Origin of the sequence: Dyella thiooxydans (assembly GCF_001641285.1) — a bacterium.
Lineage (GTDB): Bacteria > Pseudomonadota > Gammaproteobacteria > Xanthomonadales > Rhodanobacteraceae > Dyella_A > Dyella_A thiooxydans.
In genome coordinates this window covers 3312501-3330835 of the sequence record NZ_CP014841.1, presented here as the reverse complement: position 1 = coordinate 3330835, position 18335 = coordinate 3312501, and the positions used below count along the sequence as shown (strand labels likewise).

Here is an 18335-nt window from a genome sequence, read left to right as displayed (position 1 = left end):
CCCGGCTCCATGGCATCATGACGCGGTTCGAAACACCGCGAGGCATGCTCACATGGAAATCTGGATCGGCCGCAACGGCGAACGCCACGGCCCCTACAAGGAAGCCGACGTCCGTCAGTGGCTACGCAGCGGCCAGGTGGCCGGTGACGACCTGGGCTGGTACGACGGCCTGGCCGACTGGCAGCCGCTCGCCTCGCTGTTCCCCGACGAGCTGAACCAGGCAACGTCCGCCACGCCCCCGCCGTTTTCCGCCGCGCCGCTGCCGGAACAGGCCACCACGGTGGCGCTGGAAGACTACGCGGGGTTCTGGAAACGCTTCGCGGCCTACATCGTCGATTCGCTGGTGCTCTACATCCCCAACAAGCTGATCATGACGGCGATGGGGGCGGAGGCCGCGCAGGAGCAGTTGAGCAATGCGATCCAGGGTGCGACCGGCAACGCCGAGGCGATCCTGCACGCCTACAGCCAGTTCTACGGGGCGATCGGGCCGGCCAGCCTGGTCACCTTCGTCGTTGCGTGGCTCTACTTCGCACTGTGCGAAAGCTCGAGCTGGCAGGCGACGCTGGGCAAGATGGCGCTGAGCATCCGCGTCACCGATCTTCACGGCGCGCGCATCTCGCTGCCGCGGGCTCTCGGCCGTTATCCGGCCAAGATGCTCAGCGCGATCATCCTGTTTTTCGGCTTCATGATGGCCGGCTGGACGCAGCGCAAACAGGCGCTGCACGACATGATCGCCGGTACGCTGGTGCTCAACGGCCGCGCAGCCGCACAGCGCAGCGACCGCCATCGGGACCAGAGCCCCTCCGGCAGCCGTTTCGACGCCTGACGCCGGGCACCGCGACAAGCCACGCCGCGGCCTTGCCGCGGCGTTTTTCTGCTCGCACCGACCGCGCGAGCCCGCTTGTTATCATCGGCGGCCGCTTCGCGCCCACGCGGTGCACCGTTTGCAAGGAAACCCCGCTCGACCATGCTCAGCATCGAACATCGCATTGCCCAGGACATCGCCGCCAAACCCGACCAGGTCCGCGCGGCCGTGGATCTGCTCGACGGCGGCGCCACCGTGCCGTTCATCGCGCGCTACCGCAAGGAAGCCACCGGCGGCCTCGACGACACCCAGCTGCGCCTGCTGGAGGAGCGCCTGCGCTACCTGCGCGAACTCGAAGACCGCCGCGCCGCGATCCTCGCCAGCGTCGAGGAGCAGGGCAAGCTCACCGATGCATTGAAGAGCGAACTGCTGACGGCCGATACCAAGGCGCGCCTGGAAGACCTCTACCTGCCGTACAAGCCCAAGCGCCGCACCAAGGCACAGATCGCCCGCGAGGCCGGCCTGGAGCCGCTGGCGCTCGGCCTTCGCGAGGATCCGTCGCGTGATCCGGAGAGCTTCGCCGCCGACTTCGTCGATGCGGAGAAAGGCGTTGCCGACGTGCGTGCCGCACTCGACGGCGCACGCGCCATCCTGATGGAGTCGATCGCCGAAGACGCACACCTGGTCGGCGAGCTGCGCGACTGGCTGTGGGACAAGGGCCAGATCCGCGCCAAGGTGGTCGAAGGCAAGGAGAACGAGGGCGCCAAGTTCCGCGACTACTTCGACCACGTCGAACCGATCGGCAAGATCCCATCGCACCGCCTGCTGGCACTGATGCGCGCGCGCAACGAGGGCGTGATCGAACTGGAACTCTCCCCCGCGCTGGACGCCGACCAGGGTCACGCCGAGGGCGAGGGCCGCGTGGCCGCGCACGCCGGCATTCTCGATCGCGGCCGCGCCGCCGACGCCTGGCTGCGCGAGACGGTGCGCCTGACCTGGCGGGTGAAGCTGCACCTGCATCTCACCCTCGATCTTTTCGGCCGCGTGCGCGAGGGCGCCGAGGACGAGGCGATCCGCGTGTTCGGCGACAACCTCAAGGACCTGATGCTGGCCGCACCGGCCGGCGCCAAGACCGTGATGGGCCTGGACCCGGGCATCCGCACCGGCGTGAAGGTGGCGGTGGTCGACCCGACCGGCAAGCTGCTGGCCACCGACACCATCTACCCGCACGAGCCGCGGCGGCAGTGGAACGAGTCGCTGGCCGCGCTGGCCCGCCTGTGCCAGAAGCACGGCGTGGACCTGATCGCGATCGGCAACGGCACCGCCTCGCGCGAGACCGACAAGCTGGCCGGCGAGCTGATCAAGGGGCTGGCCAAGAGCCATCCGGAGCACAAGCTTTCCAAGGTGGTGGTGAGCGAGGCCGGCGCCTCGGTGTACTCGGCCTCCGAGACCGCCGCCAAGGAATTCCCCGATCTCGATGTGAGTCTGCGCGGCGCCGTCTCCATCGCGCGCCGCCTGCAGGATCCGCTGGCCGAGCTGGTGAAGATCGAGCCCAAGGCGATCGGCGTCGGCCAGTACCAGCACGACGTCAACCAGGTGAAGCTGGCGCGCGCGCTGGACGCCCGCGTCGAGGACTGTGTGAACGCGGTCGGGGTGGACGTGAACACCGCCTCGGCCGCCCTGCTCTCTCGCGTCGCCGGCCTGAGTCCGTCGGTCGCCGAAAACGTGGTCAAACACCGCGACGCCAACGGCCCGTTCCCCAACCGCAAGGCCCTCCTGAAGGTGCCGCGACTGGGCGACAAGGCGTTCGAGCAGTGCGCCGGCTTCCTGCGCGTGCCCAGCGGCGACAACCCGCTGGACGCCAGCGCGGTGCACCCGGAAGCCTATCCGGTGGTCGAGCGGATCATCGCCCAGTGTGGTCGGGAAGTACGCAACATCATCGGCGACACCGGCTTCCTGCGCGGCCTCAAGGCGGAGCAGTTCACCGACGAGCAGTTCGGCGTGCCGACCGTGCGCGACATCCTCAAGGAGCTGGAAAAGCCCGGTCGCGATCCGCGCCCCGAGTTCGTCGCGCCCAGCTTCGCCGAGGGCGTGGAGGACGTGAAGGACCTCAGGCCCGGGATGATCCTGGAAGGCCGCGTCACCAACGTCGCCGCGTTCGGTGCCTTCGTCGACATCGGCGTGCACCAGGACGGCCTGGTCCACGTCTCCGCGCTGTCGCACACCTTCGTCAAGGACCCGCGCGATGCGGTGAAGGCCGGCGACATCGTCAAGGTCAAGGTGATGGAGGTCGACCTGCCGCGCCAGCGCATCGGGCTCTCTATGCGGCTGGACGACGAGCCGGGCCAGAGCCGCGGCAAGCCGGGCAGTCAGGGTGGCGATGGCCGCCGCGACAACCGCGGCCCCCGCCCCGGTGGCGGCCAGCCGAAACCAGCCGCACCGCCGATCAACAGCGCGTTCGCCGACGCGCTGCTGCGCGCCAAGCAGCGCTGACAGAAAGGACGGCCCGCGCCGGATGTGCGGGCCGCATCCATCGGGAGCCGGATCGGCTGACCGCTGCACCCGCTGCGCAAGTGGGCGTGCGGTTGCCTGCGAAGCTCTGGGTGGAGTGCCAGGGCCTTCTGCGGCGGGCCGATCGGCAAGGCGACCCACGCCGCCTGCCGTGCGCCGGGGGCATCACGCTGGCGGAGGGGCTTGCCTCCCGACCTCGTCCTCCCGGCATGAGGCGATTGCATGTTCGGGGCAACTAGGCATTGGCGGGACAGCCGCGCTATCCGCGCATGCGCCGCGACCGCGCTGGCGCAGCCACGGCTTGCAAGTTCGTGGAGATCGCCGGCGGCCACCGGGGAGCGATCCCGGTCAGCCGGGTCGTGCCCGTGCCGGCCGCAGTGCCGCCCCCGGCCACATCCTCATCTGCCACCGATCCTGACCCGGCCAGGCAGCCAACGGGGGCGCTGCAGGTCCCGCTAGCGGATCTTTCCAGCGTGCTCACCAACGGCGGCGCGGTCGAACACCTGTTCGACTGATGACGGCGTATCCGCCAACATGCTCGTCCCGGCGCGATGCAACGCAGCATGCGCTCCGGTATGGAAGGGATTAACGTAACCCGGTCATAACAAAACCAACCCGGCTTCAGGAGCTTCAACACATGCCCCGTACCCGTCTTCTCGTCGGCGCCGTCGTCGCCGGTCTGCTGGCCAGCCAGGCTGCCAGTGCCACCCAGTTCAGCCAGGTCGTCATCATCGGCGACAGCCTCAGCGACGGTGGCAACCTGTCGCTCGCCCTCGGCGCGCCGTCGCCCACACGCTTCACCACCAACCCGGGCGAGACCGCTGCCGAGCTGGTCGCCGATGGCTTGGGTCATCCCACCACCGCCTCGCTGCTGGGCGGCACCAACTTCGCCTTCGGCGGTGCCGGCCTGGTCAACAACTCCTCGGCCGGTCCGATCCCGACCCTGCCGCAGCAGCTGGGCATGTACCTGACCGCGACCGGTGGCCAGGCCGACCCCAATGCGCTGTACCAGGTGTGGGGCGGCGCCAACGACATCTTCTACCTGACCGCGACCACCACCGACACCACGGCACTGGTCACCGGCACCGCCACCGCGGCGCAGACCGAGCTCGGCCTGCTCGGCCAGCTGCAGGCGGCCGGCGGCCGCTACGTGGTGGTGTACAACCTGCCGGACATCGGCAAGACCCCGTCGGCGATGGCCGGCGGTGCCGCGGCATCGGCCGGCGCGACCCAGCTCTCGGTGATCTACAACAGCACGCTGAGCAGCGGCCTGTCGCAGCTCAGCGCCGGCGGCCTGAACGTCATCCCGGTGAACACCTACGGGCTGATCAACGAGGTGATCGCCAACCCCGGTGCGTACGGCTTCAGCAACGTCACCGACGCTGCCTGCGGCCTGACTTCGAGTTCCGTGCAGTGCGGTCCGCAAGGCTCCGGCCTGCCCTACAGCTATGCGGCCGGCACCGACCAGACCTACCTGTTCGCTGACGGCGTGCATCCGACCACCGCCGCCCACCGCCTGCTCTCCCAGGTGGTACTGGCCGAAATCGCCGCTCCCGGCCAGGTGTCGATGCTGGGTGAGGCTCCGCTGGCGTCGACCGCTGCGCAGTACCGGGCGATCCGCAACGAGATGCTGGCCGACGGCCAGGGCAGCGGCACGCGCATGTTCGCCGCACTCGACTACGGTCACCAGCGCTTCGACGCGACCGACGCCTCGCCCAAGACCACCAGCAACAACGCCAACCTGACCGTCGGCGCGGACGTGCGTACCGGCGACCACACCACCGTGGGCGTCTCGCTGGGCCTAGGCCAGAACAAGGCCGACTTCCGGGGCAATACCGGTGGTTACAAGCTGCAGGACATCTCCGGCCAGCTGTTCGCCACGTACTCCAACGGCGGCGGCTACGTCGGCGGCTTTGCCAGCTTCGGTCAGTCGAACTTCAAGGACATCGAGCGGCGCATCCAGATCGGTCCCGCCCTCCGCGTCGAGAGCGGCAAGGCCGACGGTTCGCACCTGGGCGGCGGCGTCGAGGGTGGCTGGTGGTTCAACGTCGGCCAGTCGCTGAAGACCGGTCCATTCGCCCACGTCGAATGGCAGACCATCAAGGTCAACGGCTACAGCGAGAACGGCAGCGACTCGACCGCGATGTACTTCGGCCGTCAGCAGCGCGACGCGCTGATCAGCTCGCTGGGCTGGCGCCTGATGGGTTCGTGGAAGGTCAACGACCTGCAGATGGCTCCATTCGTCGAGCTGGCCTGGAACCACGACAGCAAAGCCGACCCGCGCACCGTGATGGCCGGCCTGAACACCATGGGCGGTACCTTCGCGCTGTCTGGCTTCGTGCCCGACAAGACCTGGGGCAGCGCCGATATCGGCCTGTCCGCCCAGCTGACCCCGAGCGTGAGCAGCTGGATTTCGGTCAATAGCCGCTTCAGCGACAGCACCCAGAAGAACACCGGCGTGAACCTGGGGTTCAAGGTCGCGTTCTGACCCGGCCTTCCGGCCAACAAAAAAGCCGTCCGCAGTGCGGACGGCTTTTTCATTTCCGGCCATTCCGAGCACGCCGGAAATCGTGGCCCGGAAGGCGGATGTCGAGGCAGGCTTACTTGCCGGCGAGCTTGAGGATGTTCTCGGCCTGGCTCTTGAGGCTTGCGGCCTCGCTGTCGGACAGATCGCTGGTCTTGCCGCCGCTCAGCACCTGATGCAGTACCGGCTTGCCATCGACGTCCCAGCTCACCTGCTCGGTGCTGCCCGTCTTGGCGTCCTTGCTGGACTTCTTCTGCTGCACCGCCACCCACGGCTTGCCCGCCTTGTAGGCGTAGTCGGTGTCGGTGAAGCCCTTGTCACCGTAGTCGACCTGCTCGCGGATGAACTGCACCTGCCCGTCGCGGCGGAACACCTGCCAGCCGCGCGAAGCATCCTTCTCCAGCTTGGTGCCGGACTTGATCTTCATGCCGCCGATCTGCTTCTTCAGGTCCTCGAACGCGGCGAGGTCCTTTTCGGCCGGGGTCTGCTGGGCGACCAGCTGGATCGAAACCTGATTGCTGGCGCCCTTGGTCAGCACCGGCGCCTGCAGCGGCATCTCGTAGTTGCGGTCGCCGTCCACCATGTGCGCCTTGACCACGTACAGGTTGTTCGGATTGATCTTGGCCGGATCGAAGTCCAGCTCGAAGCTGACCGGGAACGACCCGACCGGCGAGATCGTCTTGGTGACGATCGGCGCGTTGGGAACCGCGGCGGTCGCATCGCCGTTGGCGTCGGTCGGCGCCGCCGACACGTCGACCAGGCTCACCTCGAGCTTGGCCTGCGGCGAGAGCTGTGCCGGTTCACGCAGGGTGATCTGGCCGGTCACCTTGTTGTTCGCCTGCGGAGCCGCAGCCGAAGCGGCGTCGGCGGGGCCACCGTTCGCCTGAGGCGATTGGGTGGAGCTGTTGCAGCCGGCCAGTGCCAGCGCCGTCACCGAAACCAGCGACCAAATTACCTTGCGCATCGTGGAACCTCATCGAACGGTTTGAAACGGGCACGAGCCCTGTCAGGCGCGCTCGCGCCGCGCAAGGCACCGCGGGGGAAGTGGGCAAGCTTAGCCCAAAAAAGCTCGACGGGAAAAGTCAAGATGCCGTGCTGCACGGATGTGACTGCCCGGGACCGACGGTGAAAGGGAGCGGAAAGCCGCAAGATGTTGTCTGTAGAGGGCTGCATGGCAGCGGCTCGTCCTTCTCGAAGGAACGATCTGGCTTGAAAAGCTGTCCAGATTCAGCTGGCGTGCCGGGACTCGGTTCCGGCGCCTTCCCCTAGCGGTCACCAACCCCTGGCACGATCATGAACACTCGCCGCGCATCGCTTCTTCCCCCTTCGCTCTCCGAGAGCCCCCGCCTCGAACCGGTTCCGAATCCCAGCAACAGCTTCGCCGAGCGCATCCGCCTGCTCATCCAGCGCGTCGGCAGCGCCACCGAAATCGCACGAATGTGCGGCTTCTCCGAGGGCGTGGTGCGGAGTTGGCGCGACGGCAACAGCGACCCCTCGCGTGCCCGCTGCGTCACGCTTGCCAAGACCCTTGGCATCTCCTTGGTGTGGCTGGTCGCCGGCGAAGGCGCAATCCAGCCGGACGCCGTGAGCAAGGCCTCGGAGGAGCAGTCGACGACTGAAGTGAGCGGACCGACCCGCAATCGGGAACCGTCGCTCGCACAGGGCTTCGGTGCCAGCCACCAGCAGGCGAGTGACGGACACGGTGACGATCGGCGCCTGGCCGCCGCCCGGCGACTGCTGCAATCGAACCTGGCGCTGGCCGGTACGCAACCGAGCCCGACCGAGCAGGAGCGGATGCTCGCGGCGCTCTACGAGATCGTCGGGCCGGAAGGCACCCGCATCGATGCCGATGCGCTGTTGGCGTTTCAACAGGCACTGGCCGAACGGAACCGGCAGGATCTCCCCGCGCTGGCTTGAGGCGCTCCATCCCAGCCGGAAGGAAGGGCAGCGCCAGACGGCGCTGCCCTTCTGCTGTCCGGCCTATAGCAGCGCGATGTCGGCCACGGCGCTGAACTGCGATTTCAGATGGGCGAGCAGGGCCAGGCGATTGGCGCGCACGGCCGGGTCTTCGGCATTCACCAGCACGGCGTCGAAGAACGCGTCCACCGGACCCTGCAGCAGGGCGAGACGCTCCAGCACACGACCGTAGTCGCGCGCGTCCCACGCCTCCCGGGTGTCCCGGTCGGCCGCTTCCAGCGCATCGGCGAGTGCGCGCTCGGCGGGCAGCTCGAAGCGCGCCGGATCCACGGCCCGGGCCACGGCCGCGCCGGACTCCTCAGCCTGCTTGCGCAACAGATTGGCCACGCGCTTGTTGGCAGCGGCCAGGCTGCCCGCCTCGGGGCGACGAGAAAAATCGGCCAGCGCACGCAGGCGACGGTCGAAGTCGGCCAGGCTCGCCGGCGCAACGGCCAGCACGGCCTCGAACGACTGTCCGTCGAAGCCTCGCTCGGCGTAGTAGCCGCGCAGGCGGTCGAGCACGAACTCATGCAGTTCGCGGCGCAGCTCGGCGCGGCGCTGTCCGGCGTCGAGCTGCCGCTGGCTGCCGTCCCTGGCGGGCTTGATGCCTGCCTGCAGGGCAGCGTCCGGCAGCAGCTCCAGGGCTTCGGCAAACGCGGCATCCAGATCGATCTCCAGGCCGGCTTCGACCAGGGTGCGCGCCAGACCCAGCGCAGCGCGGCGCAGCGCGAACGGATCCTTGCTTCCGCTGGGTTTCAGGCCGACCGCGAAAATGCCTGCCAGGGTGTCCAGACGCTCGGCCACCGCGATCACCCGGCCCACGGCGTCCGCAGCGATGGCATCGCCGGCGAAGCGCGGCTGGTAAAAGCTGTCCAGCGCCAGAGCCACGGCCTCGGGCTCACCCTGCCGGCTGGCGTAGTAACGGCCCATCACCCCCTGCAGCTCGGGAAACTCGCCCACCATGCGGGTCAGCAGATCGCACTTGGCGAGGCTGGCGGCACGGGTGGTGGCACCGGCATCGACACCGACCCGACTGGCGATGACGCGGGCCAGCTCGGCCACGCGTACGGTCTTGTCCCACAGGCTGCCCAGCGACTGCTGGTAGGTGACGTTCTTCAGCGCCTCCTGGTAGCTGGCCAGCGGCGTTTTCAGGTCTTCGTCCCAGAAGAACTTGGCGTCGGCGAAGCGCGGGCGGATCACCCGCTCGTAGCCCTTGCGGATCTCCGCCGGATCCCGGCTGTCGACGTTGGCGATGCCGATGAAGTGCTCCGTGAGCTGCCCCTCGGCGTCGAACACCGGGACGAATTTCTGGTTCGCCTCCATCGTGGTGACCAGCGCCTCCGGCGGCACGGCGAGGAATTCCGGCTCGAAGGTGCAGGCGATCGCCACCGGCCACTCGGTGAGGTTGGCGATCTCGTCCAGCAGCGCGTCGTCCAGGCGCGGCACGCCGCCAGTCTGCGCGGCAACGCGGGCCACTTCATCGCGGATACGGGCACGACGGACGGCCGGGTCGGCGATCACCTTGGCGGCGAGCAGCGCGTCCTCCCAGCTGTCCGCGTCGACCACGTGGATCGGCTGCGGATGCATGAAGCGATGGCCGCGCGACTTGCGCCCGCTCTTCAGGCCGAGCACCTCGCCGTCGATGATGGTGGTTCCGTGCAGCATCACCAGCCAGTGCACCGGACGGACGAAGCTGTAGTCATGGTCGGACCAGCGCATCGGCTTGGGGATCGGCAGCGCCTTCAGCGCCTCGGCGACGATCTCCGGCACCAGGTCGGCGACCAGCTGGCCGGGCTTCACGCTGCGGTAGACGAACCACGCGCCCTTGTCGGTCTCGAGCTTTTCCAGCGCGTCCACGCCCACGCCGCAGGACTGGGCGAAGCCCAGCAGCGCCTTGGCCGGCTGGCCGTCCGCGCCGATACCTGCAGACACCGCAGGGCCGCGACGCTCGATCACCTGCTCTGGCTGGGCGAACGCCACATCCGGTACATAGACCGCCAGACGGCGCGGTGTGGCATAGACCCGGGCGGCATCCAGGCCGGCCTCGATGCCACGTCGGGCCAGTCCATCGCAGACGCCGCGGGCGAACGCGGCGGCCAGTTCGTCCAGCGCCTTCGGCGGCAGTTCCTCGGTGCCCAGTTCGATCAGCAACGGCTTGGCGGCGCTCATGCAGCCTGCTCCTTGGTGTTCTTCAGGCCCGGGAATCCGAGCTTCTCGCGCTGTGCCACATACGCTTCGGCCACCGCGCGGGCCAGCGTGCGCACACGCAGGATGTAGCGCTGGCGCTCGGTCACGCTGATCGCGCGACGGGCGTCGAGCAGATTGAAGGTGTGACTGGCCTTCATCACCTGCTCGTAGGCCGGCAGCGGCAGGCCGGCGTCGATCAGCTGGTTGGCGGTGGACTCGCAGACGTCGAACCAGCGCAGCAACTCGGGCACGTTGGCATGCTCGAAGTTGTAGGTGCTCTGCTCCACCTCGTTCTGGTGGAACACGTCGCCGTAGGTGACCACGCCGCGCGGGCCGTCGGTCCAGACCAGGTCGTAGACGTTGTCCACGTTCTGCAGGTACATCGCCAGGCGCTCGAGGCCATAGGTGATCTCGCCGGTGACCGGCCGGCACTCCAGACCGCCGGCCTGCTGGAAGTAGGTGAACTGGGTCACTTCCATGCCGTTCAACCATACCTCCCAACCGAGGCCCCAGGCGCCGAGCGTCGGCGACTCCCAGTTGTCCTCGACGAAGCGCAGATCGTGCACCAGCGGATCGAGGCCCAGTTCCTTCAGCGAGCCGATGTAGAGATCCAGGATGTTCTCCGGATTCGGCTTCATCACGACCTGGTACTGGTAGTAGTGCTGCAGGCGGTTGGGGTTCTCGCCGTAACGGCCATCGGTGGGGCGGCGGGACGGCTGCACATAGGCGGCGGCCCAGGGCTCCGGCCCCAGTGCGCGCAGGAAGGTGGCAGGATGGAACGTGCCGGCGCCGACCTCGGTGTCGAGGGGCTGCAACAACACGCAACCCTGCGCCGCCCAGTAGCGGTTGAGGGTCTGGATGACGTCCTGGAAGGTACGCGCGGACATGGCTTTCCGTGACCTGGGATAAAGCGCGTTAGTATAGCCGGGACCGCATCGCGGCCAGCTTTTCGGCACCCAGGACAGCAGGAGTTCCCTTCCCTTCATGGCCACCTCCCCGCAAGGTGCTCCGCTGCTCGGCCGGCGTCATCGCCTCGAGCTGGACGAAGTGCTCGCCGCCCTGGTGGTGGATGGCTATCTCGCTGCCGACGACGCCCGACAGGTACGCATGGGCCATCGCGCAGGACGCAGCACGGTGGAGCTGCATCCGCTGGTCGTAGTCTCGCAGGCCAAGTTGCCCAACCGCCGGGAGCCGGGGCGACCACTGGGGTTGGAGACGCTGACCGAGTGGGTAGCCCGACAGGCCGACCTACCCTACCTGAAGATCGACCCGATGCGCATCAATGTGGCGGCGGTGACCCAGACGGTCAGCCTTGCCTATGCGCAGCGTCATCGCATCCTGCCGGTCGCCGCATCGCCGGAGGCCATCACGTTCGCGACTTGCGAGCCGTTCGACGCCGGCTGGGCGCGCGATCTGGCGCACATGCTCCGGCGCGACGTGCTGCGCGTGGTGTCCAATCCACTGGACATCCACCGGTACCTGCAGGAATTCTACGGCGTCCAGCGCTCGATCCAGCTGGCGCAGGACGCCAAGGGCGCGGGTGGCTACGACGCCTCGGCCGTGCTCAATTTCGAGCAGTTGGTCGAACTGGGCAAGACCGGGGAGGTCGGTGCCGACGACCGCCATGTCGTGCACATCGTCGACTGGTTGCTGCAGTACGCATTCGAACAACGCGCCTCGGACATCCATCTCGAACCGCGGCGCGAAGCCGGCAATCTGCGCTTCCGTATCGACGGCGTGATGCACAAGGTGTTCGAGCTGCCGCCACCGGTGATGACCGCGGTGACCTCGCGTATCAAGATCCTCGGTCGCATGGACGTATCGGAAAAGCGCCGACCCCAGGATGGACGCATCAAGACCCGCTCCGCCGCCGGCCGTGAAGTGGAGCTGCGCCTGTCCACCATGCCGACCGCCTTCGGCGAGAAGGTGGTGATGCGCATCTTCGATCCGGACATCGTGTCGAAGAGTTTCGAGCAGCTCGGCTTTTCGGAACAGGAGGGATCGACCTGGCGGTCGATGGTGGAGCGGCCCCACGGTATCGTGCTGGTGACCGGCCCCACCGGTTCGGGCAAGACCACCACGCTGTACTCCACGCTCAAGCACCTGGCGACGCCGGAGCTGAACGTGTGCACGGTCGAGGATCCGATCGAAATGGTCAGCCCCGAGCTGAACCAGATGCAGGTGCAGGCATCGATCGACCTGGACTTCGCCGCCGGCGTGCGGACCCTGCTGCGGCAGGACCCGGACATCATCATGATCGGCGAGATCCGCGATCTACCCACGGCGCAGATGGCGGTGCAGGCATCGCTGACCGGTCACCTGGTGCTGTCCACCCTGCACACCAACGACGCCCCCAGCGCGATCACCCGCCTGCTCGACCTGGGTGTTCCGCACTACCTCATCCAGTCCACACTCACCGGCGTGGTGGCGCAGCGGCTGGTGCGCACGCTCTGCGCCTACTGCAAGGAACCGGCCGCGCAGGATCCGGACGAATGGATCGCCCTCACTCACGGCTGGACCGTGCCTCTGCCGGAGACGGTCTACCGTCCGGTCGGCTGCCTGGAGTGCCGCAACACCGGCTTCATGGGGCGTACCGGCATCTACGAGATGCTGTCGCTGGGTCGGTCGCTGCGCGCCCTGGTTTCGCCGCAGCTCGATCTGGCCAGTCTCAGCCGCGCGGCGCTGGCCGAGGGCATGCGTCCATTGCGTATCTCCGCCGCCGACCAGGTGGCGCTGGGCCTGACCACGGTGAAGGAAGTACTCACCGTGCTCCCGCCGATCGACCCGTCGGACACCTCGTCTGCCGCATGAAGGCCCCGGTACTTGTCATCCGGACCGGGTCCGCGCCCACCCCGATACGTGCGCGGCACGGCGATTTTCCGCAGTGGTTCCGGGTGGCCACGGGCCTGGCGCGCGAACGTGTGCGGGAGATCGACGTGGTGTCCGGAGAGGCGCTCCCCGATCCCGGCGAGGTGGCTGGCGCGTTCATCACCGGCTCGGCGTGCATGGTGACCGACCGCGCGGCATGGAGTGAGCGGACCGCCGGGTGGATCCGGTCCGCGATGGATCGTGGACTGCCGCTGTTCGGAGTCTGCTACGGCCATCAGTTGCTGGCGCATGCCCTCGGTGGTCGCGTCGGTTACCTGCCTGGGGGACGCGAGATCGGCACCTTGCCCATCGAGCGGCTGGCCGAAGCAGTCGATGACCCCGTGGCCGGTGCACTGCCGGATCGCTTCCACGCTCATACCACCCACGAACAGAGCGTACTCGAACTCCCCGCCGGCGCCCGTGTACTGGCCCGCTCCGCCCGGGATCCTCATCATCTGCTGCGATACGGCCCGAACGCGCTGAGCGTACAGTTCCATCCCGAATTCAACGCCGAGATCATGCGCGCGTACATTCATCGCAAGCGGCATGACATGCGCCGGGAAGGCAGCGATGAACGGCAGATCTATGCGTCGGTCAATCCGACTCCTTACGCTCGCAGGCTGCTGCGCGGCTTCGTCCGACACCACGCGCTGGATCGCTGAGGCGGAGCGGTCAACGCGGCTTCGGCGGCAAGGGGAACGGCGTGACCTTCTGACCGTCCGCAGCATCGCGGATGCTCATGCTTCCCTTGCGCTCGACCTCTTCGATGCGGAGCAACGCCTGCATCGGCAGGTGCAATACGCGGGTATCCCCGAACTCCTCGCGCAGGCGTTCCTCGGTCGGATCGACAAGGAGTCCCTCCCCAGCAGGCTCGAACACCAGCTCACCAACTTCGATGAACCCCCACAGCGAACTCGTGGCCACATGCCGCGCATACAACTCGTACGACTTGCCCAGATGCAGGAAAGTGATCTTGTAGAGCTTCTTGTTGCGCATGGGATTCCGACTCAGTGGCGCATACGGCGCACGATCGCGTCACGCGAAAACAGGGCAAACAGCAAACCGAACAGAAACCCGGCGATGTGGGTCCACCACACTACCGCGCCATAGCTCGGGCCGGCATAGCTGAACAGCAGTTGCAGCAGCACCCAGATGCCGATCAACAGGAATGCCGGCACGCGCACGAATTCCAGGTAAAGACCCAGCGGAAGCACCAGCCCCAGCCTGGCCCGGGGAAACAGCGCGACGTAGGCACCCAGCACCGCCGACACCGCTCCGCTGCAGCCGATGATCGGCCGCAGGACGCCTGCCAGCGAGAGCGCCCCGACGAGGTTCGAGGCCATACCGCCGACAACGAAAAGGGTCAGGAAGCGCAGCGAGCCCATCGACCGCTCGGCCGGCAGCCCGAAGATGGCAAGGAACAGCAGGTTTCCGAGCAGATGCGTCCACTCGACATGGATGAACAACGCGGTGAACAGCCGCAGCAGTGCAGGATCGGTCAGCTGGGGAAGGAAGGGCTGCTTGATGTCGAAGATGTTCGCCGGGATGGTTCCCCAGTCGAGCAGCCACGAGACGCGCTCGGGCGGACGCATCAGGGCCAGGCTTACGAAACAGACGACACAGACGCTTACCAGCAGCAGCGTCGCCCAGTGCAGGCGGGTGCGACGACGATTATCGACGTGGACGAACATGAGATGTCCGAAAGGTGGACAGAATCGGGAGTATTCCACGCCTCGCGTCGCAGGTGCCGGGCACCATGGCCCAAAAGCGCATTGCTGGTCGGAAGGGGCGTAAATAAAAAGCCCCCTCCTGACGGAGGGGGCTTTTTGAAAAAGGTCCCTGGCAGTGACCTACTCTTGCATGCGGATGCACACTACCATCGGCGCGGCTGCGTTTCACTTCCGAGTTCGGGATGGGATCGGGTGGGGCCACAGCGCTATAGCCGCCAGGGAAGGGGTGCGGTCAGCGCTTGGAGCGCCGGACCGGCTAAAGGGGTAAACGAGTGACAAGCGATTTGGAACCGATCGAGATGTTTCGCTGAAGAGAAGCGAAGCGTCTTGGGGTTATATGGTCAAGCCGCACGGCTCATTAGTACGCGTAAGCTCAATGCATTGCTGCACTTCCACACCGCGCCTATCAACCACCTAGTCTAGATGGGGCCTTAAGGAGAGTCGAGCTCTCGGGAGATCTCATCTTGGGGCGCGCTTCCCGCTTAGATGCTTTCAGCGGTTATCGCTTCCGTTCATAGCTACCGGGCAATGCCATTGGCATGACAACCCGAACACCAGCGGAACGTCCACTCCGGTCCTCTCGTACTAGGAGCAGCCCCCCTCAAATCTCCAACGCCCACGACAGATAGGGACCGAACTGTCTCACGACGTTCTGAACCCAGCTCGCGTACCACTTTAAATGGCGAACAGCCATACCCTTGGGACCGACTACAGCCCCAGGATGTGATGAGCCGACATCGAGGTGCCAAACACCGCCGTCGATATGAACTCTTGGGCGGTATCAGCCTGTTATCCCCGGAGTACCTTTTATCCGTTGAGCGATGGCCCTTCCATACAGAACCACCGGATCACTAAGACCTACTTTCGTACCTGCTTGATCCGTCGATCTCGCAGTCAAGCACGCTTATGCCTTTGCACACAGTGCGCGATGTCCGACCGCGCTGAGCGTACCTTCGTGCTCCTCCGTTACTCTTTGGGAGGAGACCGCCCCAGTCAAACTACCCACCATACACGGTCCCTGACCCGGATTACGGGCCTAGGTTAGAACGTCAAGCACTTCAGGGTGGTATTTCAAGGATGGCTCCACCAAGACTGGCGTCCTGGTTTCATAGCCTCCCACCTATCCTACACAGAAGAACTCAACGTTCAGTGTAAAGCTATAGTAAAGGTTCACGGGGTCTTTCCGTCTTGCCGCGGGAACGCTGCATCTTCACAGCGATTTCAATTTCACTGAGTCTCGGGTGGAGACAGCGCCGCTGTCGTTACGCCATTCGTGCAGGTCGGAACTTACCCGACAAGGAATTTCGCTACCTTAGGACCGTTATAGTTACGGCCGCCGTTTACTGGGGCTTCGATCAAGAGCTTCGCCTTGCGGCTGACCCCATCAATTAACCTTCCAGCACCGGGCAGGCGTCACACCCTATACGTCCACTTTCGTGTTTGCAGAGTGCTGTGTTTTTGATAAACAGTCGCAGCGGCCAGGTTACTGCGACCCTCTAGTGCTCAGTCACGCACGTGACCACACCGGAGGGCGCACCTTCTCCCGAAGTTACGGTGCCATTTTGCCTAGTTCCTTCACCCGAGTTCTCTCAAGCGCCTTGGGATTCTCACCCTGCCTACCAGTGTCGGTTTACGGTACGGTTTTTCTTAAGCTGAAGCTTAGTGGCTTTTCCTGGAAGCGTAGTATCAGTCACTTCGTCCAATAGGACTCGTCTCGGTGCTCGGCATAAAGGATCCCGGATTTGCCTAAGATCCATGCCTACCGCCTTTCCCCGGGACAACCAACGCCCGGTAGACCTAACTTTCTCCGTCCCCACATCGCACTTAAGAAAAGTGCTGGAATATTAACCAGCTTCCCATCGACTACGCATTTCTGCCTCGCCTTAGGGGCCGACTCACCCTGCGCCGATGAACGTTGCGCGAGGAAACCTTGGGCTTTCGGCGTGCGGGCTTTTCACCCGCATTATCGTTACTCATGTCAGCATTCGCACTTCCGATACCTCCAGCAAGCTTCTCAACTCACCTTCACAGGCTTACGGAACGCTCCTCTACCGCGCATCTTGCGATGCACCCCGAGCTTCGGTGTAGTGCTTAGCCCCGTTAAATCTTCCGCGCAGACCGACTCGACCAGTGAGCTATTACGCTTTCTTTAAAGGGTGGCTGCTTCTAAGCCAACCTCCTGGCTGTCTATGCCTTTCCACATCGTTTTCCACTTAGCACTAACTTTGGGACCTTAGCTGCGGGTCTGGGTTGTTTCCCTTTTCACGACGGACGTTAGCACCCGCCGTGTGTCTCCCGGATAGTCTGTCCTGGTATTCGGAGTTTGCCATGGTTTGCTAAGTCGCGATGACCCGCTAGCCATAACAGTGCTCTACCCCCAGGAAGATTCGTCCGAGGCGCTACCTAAATAGCTTTCGAGGAGAACCAGCTATCTCCGAGTTTGTTTAGCCTTTCACTCCTATCCTCAGCTCATCCCCATCTATTGCAACAGATGTGGGTTCGGTCCTCCAGTGCGTGTTACCGCACCTTCAACCTGGCCAAGGATAGATCACTCGGTTTCGGGTCTACTGCCAGAGACTATGCGCCCTATTCAGACTCGGTTTCCCTTCGCCTCCCCTATACGGTTAAGCTCGCCACTGACAGTAAGTCGCTGACCCATTATACAAAAGGTACGCAGTCACCCTTGCGGGCTTCCACTGCTTGTACGTATACGGTTTCAGGGTCTATTTCACTCCCCTCTCCGGGGTTCTTTTCGCCTTTCCCTCACGGTACTAGTTCGCTATCGGTCAGTCAGGAGTATTTAGCCTTGGAGGATGGTCCCCCCATGTTCAGACAGGGTTTCTCGTGCCCCGCCTTACTCAATTTCACGCACGGTGCCCTTTCGTCTACCGGGCTATCACCGTCTACGGCAGGCCTTTCCAGACCTTTCGACTAAAACACTGTGCGCTTTTGGGCTGCTCCCCGTTCGCTCGTCGCTACTGAGGGAATCTCGGTTGATTTCTTTTCCTCCGGGTACTTAGATATTTCAGTTCCCCGGGTTCGCCCTGCATGGCTATGTATTCACCATGCAGTACTCCTTGCGGAGTGGGTTTCCCCATTCGGACATTGCCGGATCAAAGCTTGTTGCCAGCTCCCCGACACTTTTCGCAGGCTGCCACGTCCTTCATCGCCTCTGACTGCCAAGGCATCCACCGTATACGCTTAGTTCGCTTGACCATATAACCCCAAGTCGCCTCGGGGCATACTCCCTTTCCTCCTCAGGAACGGGATTCCGCCAAACAACACGTCGCTACATTTGCCTCAACGACACATCTCGGTTCGGTTTGAACCAAAACGCTTGTCACTCGTTTACATTTTCAAAGAACACCGTGCCGGCCTCAACGCCGGTCGGTTTCAAATCTTTTGTGTGCGCTACACATCCGTCAGAAGCTCGTTTCAAAACTGGTGGAGCCAGTCGGGATCGAACCGACGACCCCCTGCTTGCAAAGCAGGTGCTCTCCCAGCTGAGCTATGGCCCCAGGTGCTTGGTGGTGGGTCTGGGAGGACTCGAACCACCGGCCTCACCCTTATCAGGGGTGCGCTCTAACCACCTGAGCTACAGACCCATAAAGCTTCCGGTCGAAATGACCATGCACGCCCTGTGGCGTGCGGATGTGCAGGTGTCTTGTGTGGACGTCTTGCAGCAGATAAGTGCTGCCTTTCTCGAAAGGAGGTGATCCAGCCGCACCTTCCGATACGGCTACCTTGTTACGAC

The 18335-nt window shown here is 65.0% G+C and carries 11 protein-coding genes, 2 tRNA genes and 3 rRNA genes (1 of these 16 only partly in view); 6 read left to right on the top strand and 10 right to left on the bottom strand.

All coding sequences use genetic code 11. The annotated features are described in order from the left end of the window. The first annotated feature begins 52 nt into the window (after positions 1-52). The 3 genes from ATSB10_RS15080 to ATSB10_RS15070 all read left to right on the top strand — a co-directional run bounded on the left by ATSB10_RS15080 (position 53) and on the right by ATSB10_RS15070 (position 5804). Positions 53-826: an RDD family protein gene (locus ATSB10_RS15080; RefSeq protein ID WP_063673565.1), complete on the top strand. Its 774-nt coding sequence runs from the start codon at positions 53-55 to the stop codon at positions 824-826. A gap of 141 nt (positions 827-967) precedes the next feature. Further along, a complete protein-coding gene (locus ATSB10_RS15075; RefSeq protein ID WP_063673564.1) occupies positions 968-3298 on the top strand; it encodes a Tex family protein in 2331 nt (776 codons plus the stop codon). Positions 3299-3953: 655 nt separating this feature from the next. Further along, positions 3954-5804: an autotransporter domain-containing protein gene (locus tag ATSB10_RS15070; protein WP_063673563.1), complete on the top strand. Its 1851-nt coding sequence runs from the start codon at positions 3954-3956 to the stop codon at positions 5802-5804. Positions 5805-5916: 112 nt separating this feature from the next. On the opposite strand, the gene ATSB10_RS15065 is transcribed toward ATSB10_RS15070, so the two are convergent. Then, positions 5917-6804 (bottom strand): YbaY family lipoprotein, encoded by an 888-nt coding sequence (locus ATSB10_RS15065; RefSeq protein ID WP_063673562.1) that lies wholly within the window; start codon positions 6802-6804, stop codon positions 5917-5919. Positions 6805-7133: 329 nt separating this feature from the next. Between ATSB10_RS15065 and ATSB10_RS15060 the strand changes: the two genes are divergently transcribed. Beyond that, positions 7134-7757 carry a helix-turn-helix domain-containing protein gene (locus ATSB10_RS15060; protein ID WP_083966245.1) on the top strand — a complete coding sequence of 208 codons (624 nt, stop codon included), beginning with the start codon at positions 7134-7136 and terminating at the stop codon, positions 7755-7757. Between the two features lie 63 nt (positions 7758-7820). On the opposite strand, the gene glyS is transcribed toward ATSB10_RS15060, so the two are convergent. Both glyS and glyQ read right to left on the bottom strand, forming a co-directional pair. Further along, positions 7821-9965 carry a glycine--tRNA ligase subunit beta gene (gene glyS / locus ATSB10_RS15055; RefSeq protein WP_063673561.1) on the bottom strand — a complete coding sequence of 715 codons (2145 nt, stop codon included), beginning with the start codon at positions 9963-9965 and terminating at the stop codon, positions 7821-7823. After that, positions 9962-10870, bottom strand: a complete 909-nt coding sequence (gene glyQ, locus ATSB10_RS15050; protein ID WP_063673560.1) for a glycine--tRNA ligase subunit alpha — start codon at positions 10868-10870, stop codon at positions 9962-9964. Before glyQ ends, glyS begins: the two co-directional genes overlap by 4 nt. A gap of 97 nt (positions 10871-10967) precedes the next feature. Here glyQ and tfpB point away from each other — a divergent pair, with 97 nt between their 5' ends. Together tfpB and ATSB10_RS15040 are read left to right on the top strand one after the other, a co-directional pair. Then, positions 10968-12794, top strand: coding sequence for a type IV pilus assembly ATPase TfpB (tfpB, locus tag ATSB10_RS15045; RefSeq protein ID WP_063673559.1), 1827 nt, complete (start codon positions 10968-10970; stop codon positions 12792-12794). Continuing rightward, positions 12791-13513 carry a glutamine amidotransferase gene (locus ATSB10_RS15040; RefSeq protein ID WP_063673558.1) on the top strand — a complete coding sequence of 241 codons (723 nt, stop codon included), beginning with the start codon at positions 12791-12793 and terminating at the stop codon, positions 13511-13513. Before tfpB ends, ATSB10_RS15040 begins: the two co-directional genes overlap by 4 nt. 10 nt (positions 13514-13523) lie before the next feature. On the opposite strand, the gene ATSB10_RS15035 is transcribed toward ATSB10_RS15040, so the two are convergent. The 7 genes from ATSB10_RS15035 to ATSB10_RS15005 all read right to left on the bottom strand — a co-directional run. Beyond that, positions 13524-13847, bottom strand: a complete 324-nt coding sequence (locus tag ATSB10_RS15035; RefSeq protein ID WP_063673557.1) for a DUF1820 family protein — start codon at positions 13845-13847, stop codon at positions 13524-13526. 11 nt (positions 13848-13858) lie between these two features. Continuing rightward, positions 13859-14542: a rhomboid family intramembrane serine protease gene (locus ATSB10_RS15030; protein ID WP_063673556.1), complete on the bottom strand. Its 684-nt coding sequence runs from the start codon at positions 14540-14542 to the stop codon at positions 13859-13861. A gap of 146 nt (positions 14543-14688) precedes the next feature. Beyond that, positions 14689-14801 (bottom strand): 5S ribosomal RNA (gene rrf, locus ATSB10_RS15025). Positions 14802-14918: 117 nt separating this feature from the next. Continuing rightward, positions 14919-17797, bottom strand: a 23S ribosomal RNA gene (locus tag ATSB10_RS15020). Between the two features lie 226 nt (positions 17798-18023). Next, a tRNA-Ala gene (locus tag ATSB10_RS15015) sits at positions 18024-18099 on the bottom strand. Positions 18100-18109: 10 nt separating this feature from the next. Next, positions 18110-18186 (bottom strand) — tRNA-Ile (locus ATSB10_RS15010). A 100-nt stretch (positions 18187-18286) separates the two neighbouring features. Continuing rightward, positions 18287-18335: ribosomal RNA gene (locus ATSB10_RS15005) — 16S ribosomal RNA — on the bottom strand (it continues 1496 nt past the right edge of the window). The 16S, 23S and 5S rRNA genes sit together here with 2 tRNA genes alongside, the layout of an rRNA operon.

What these genes read in the sequence shown, in the direction of transcription:
- ATSB10_RS15080 (WP_063673565.1), top strand. Translation starts at nt 53, where the DNA reads ATGGAAATCTGGATCGGCCGCAACGGCGAACGCCACGGCCCCTACAAG.
- ATSB10_RS15075 (WP_063673564.1), top strand. Translation starts at nt 968, where the DNA reads ATGCTCAGCATCGAACATCGCATTGCCCAGGACATCGCCGCCAAACCC.
- ATSB10_RS15070 (WP_063673563.1), top strand. Translation starts at nt 3,954, where the DNA reads ATGCCCCGTACCCGTCTTCTCGTCGGCGCCGTCGTCGCCGGTCTGCTG.
- ATSB10_RS15065 (WP_063673562.1), bottom strand. Translation starts at nt 6,804, where the DNA reads ATGCGCAAGGTAATTTGGTCGCTGGTTTCGGTGACGGCGCTGGCACTG.
- ATSB10_RS15060 (WP_083966245.1), top strand. Translation starts at nt 7,134, where the DNA reads ATGAACACTCGCCGCGCATCGCTTCTTCCCCCTTCGCTCTCCGAGAGC.
- glyS (WP_063673561.1), bottom strand. Translation starts at nt 9,965, where the DNA reads ATGAGCGCCGCCAAGCCGTTGCTGATCGAACTGGGCACCGAGGAACTG.
- glyQ (WP_063673560.1), bottom strand. Translation starts at nt 10,870, where the DNA reads ATGTCCGCGCGTACCTTCCAGGACGTCATCCAGACCCTCAACCGCTAC.
- tfpB (WP_063673559.1), top strand. Translation starts at nt 10,968, where the DNA reads ATGGCCACCTCCCCGCAAGGTGCTCCGCTGCTCGGCCGGCGTCATCGC.
- ATSB10_RS15040 (WP_063673558.1), top strand. Translation starts at nt 12,791, where the DNA reads ATGAAGGCCCCGGTACTTGTCATCCGGACCGGGTCCGCGCCCACCCCG.
- ATSB10_RS15035 (WP_063673557.1), bottom strand. Translation starts at nt 13,847, where the DNA reads ATGCGCAACAAGAAGCTCTACAAGATCACTTTCCTGCATCTGGGCAAG.
- ATSB10_RS15030 (WP_063673556.1), bottom strand. Translation starts at nt 14,542, where the DNA reads ATGTTCGTCCACGTCGATAATCGTCGTCGCACCCGCCTGCACTGGGCG.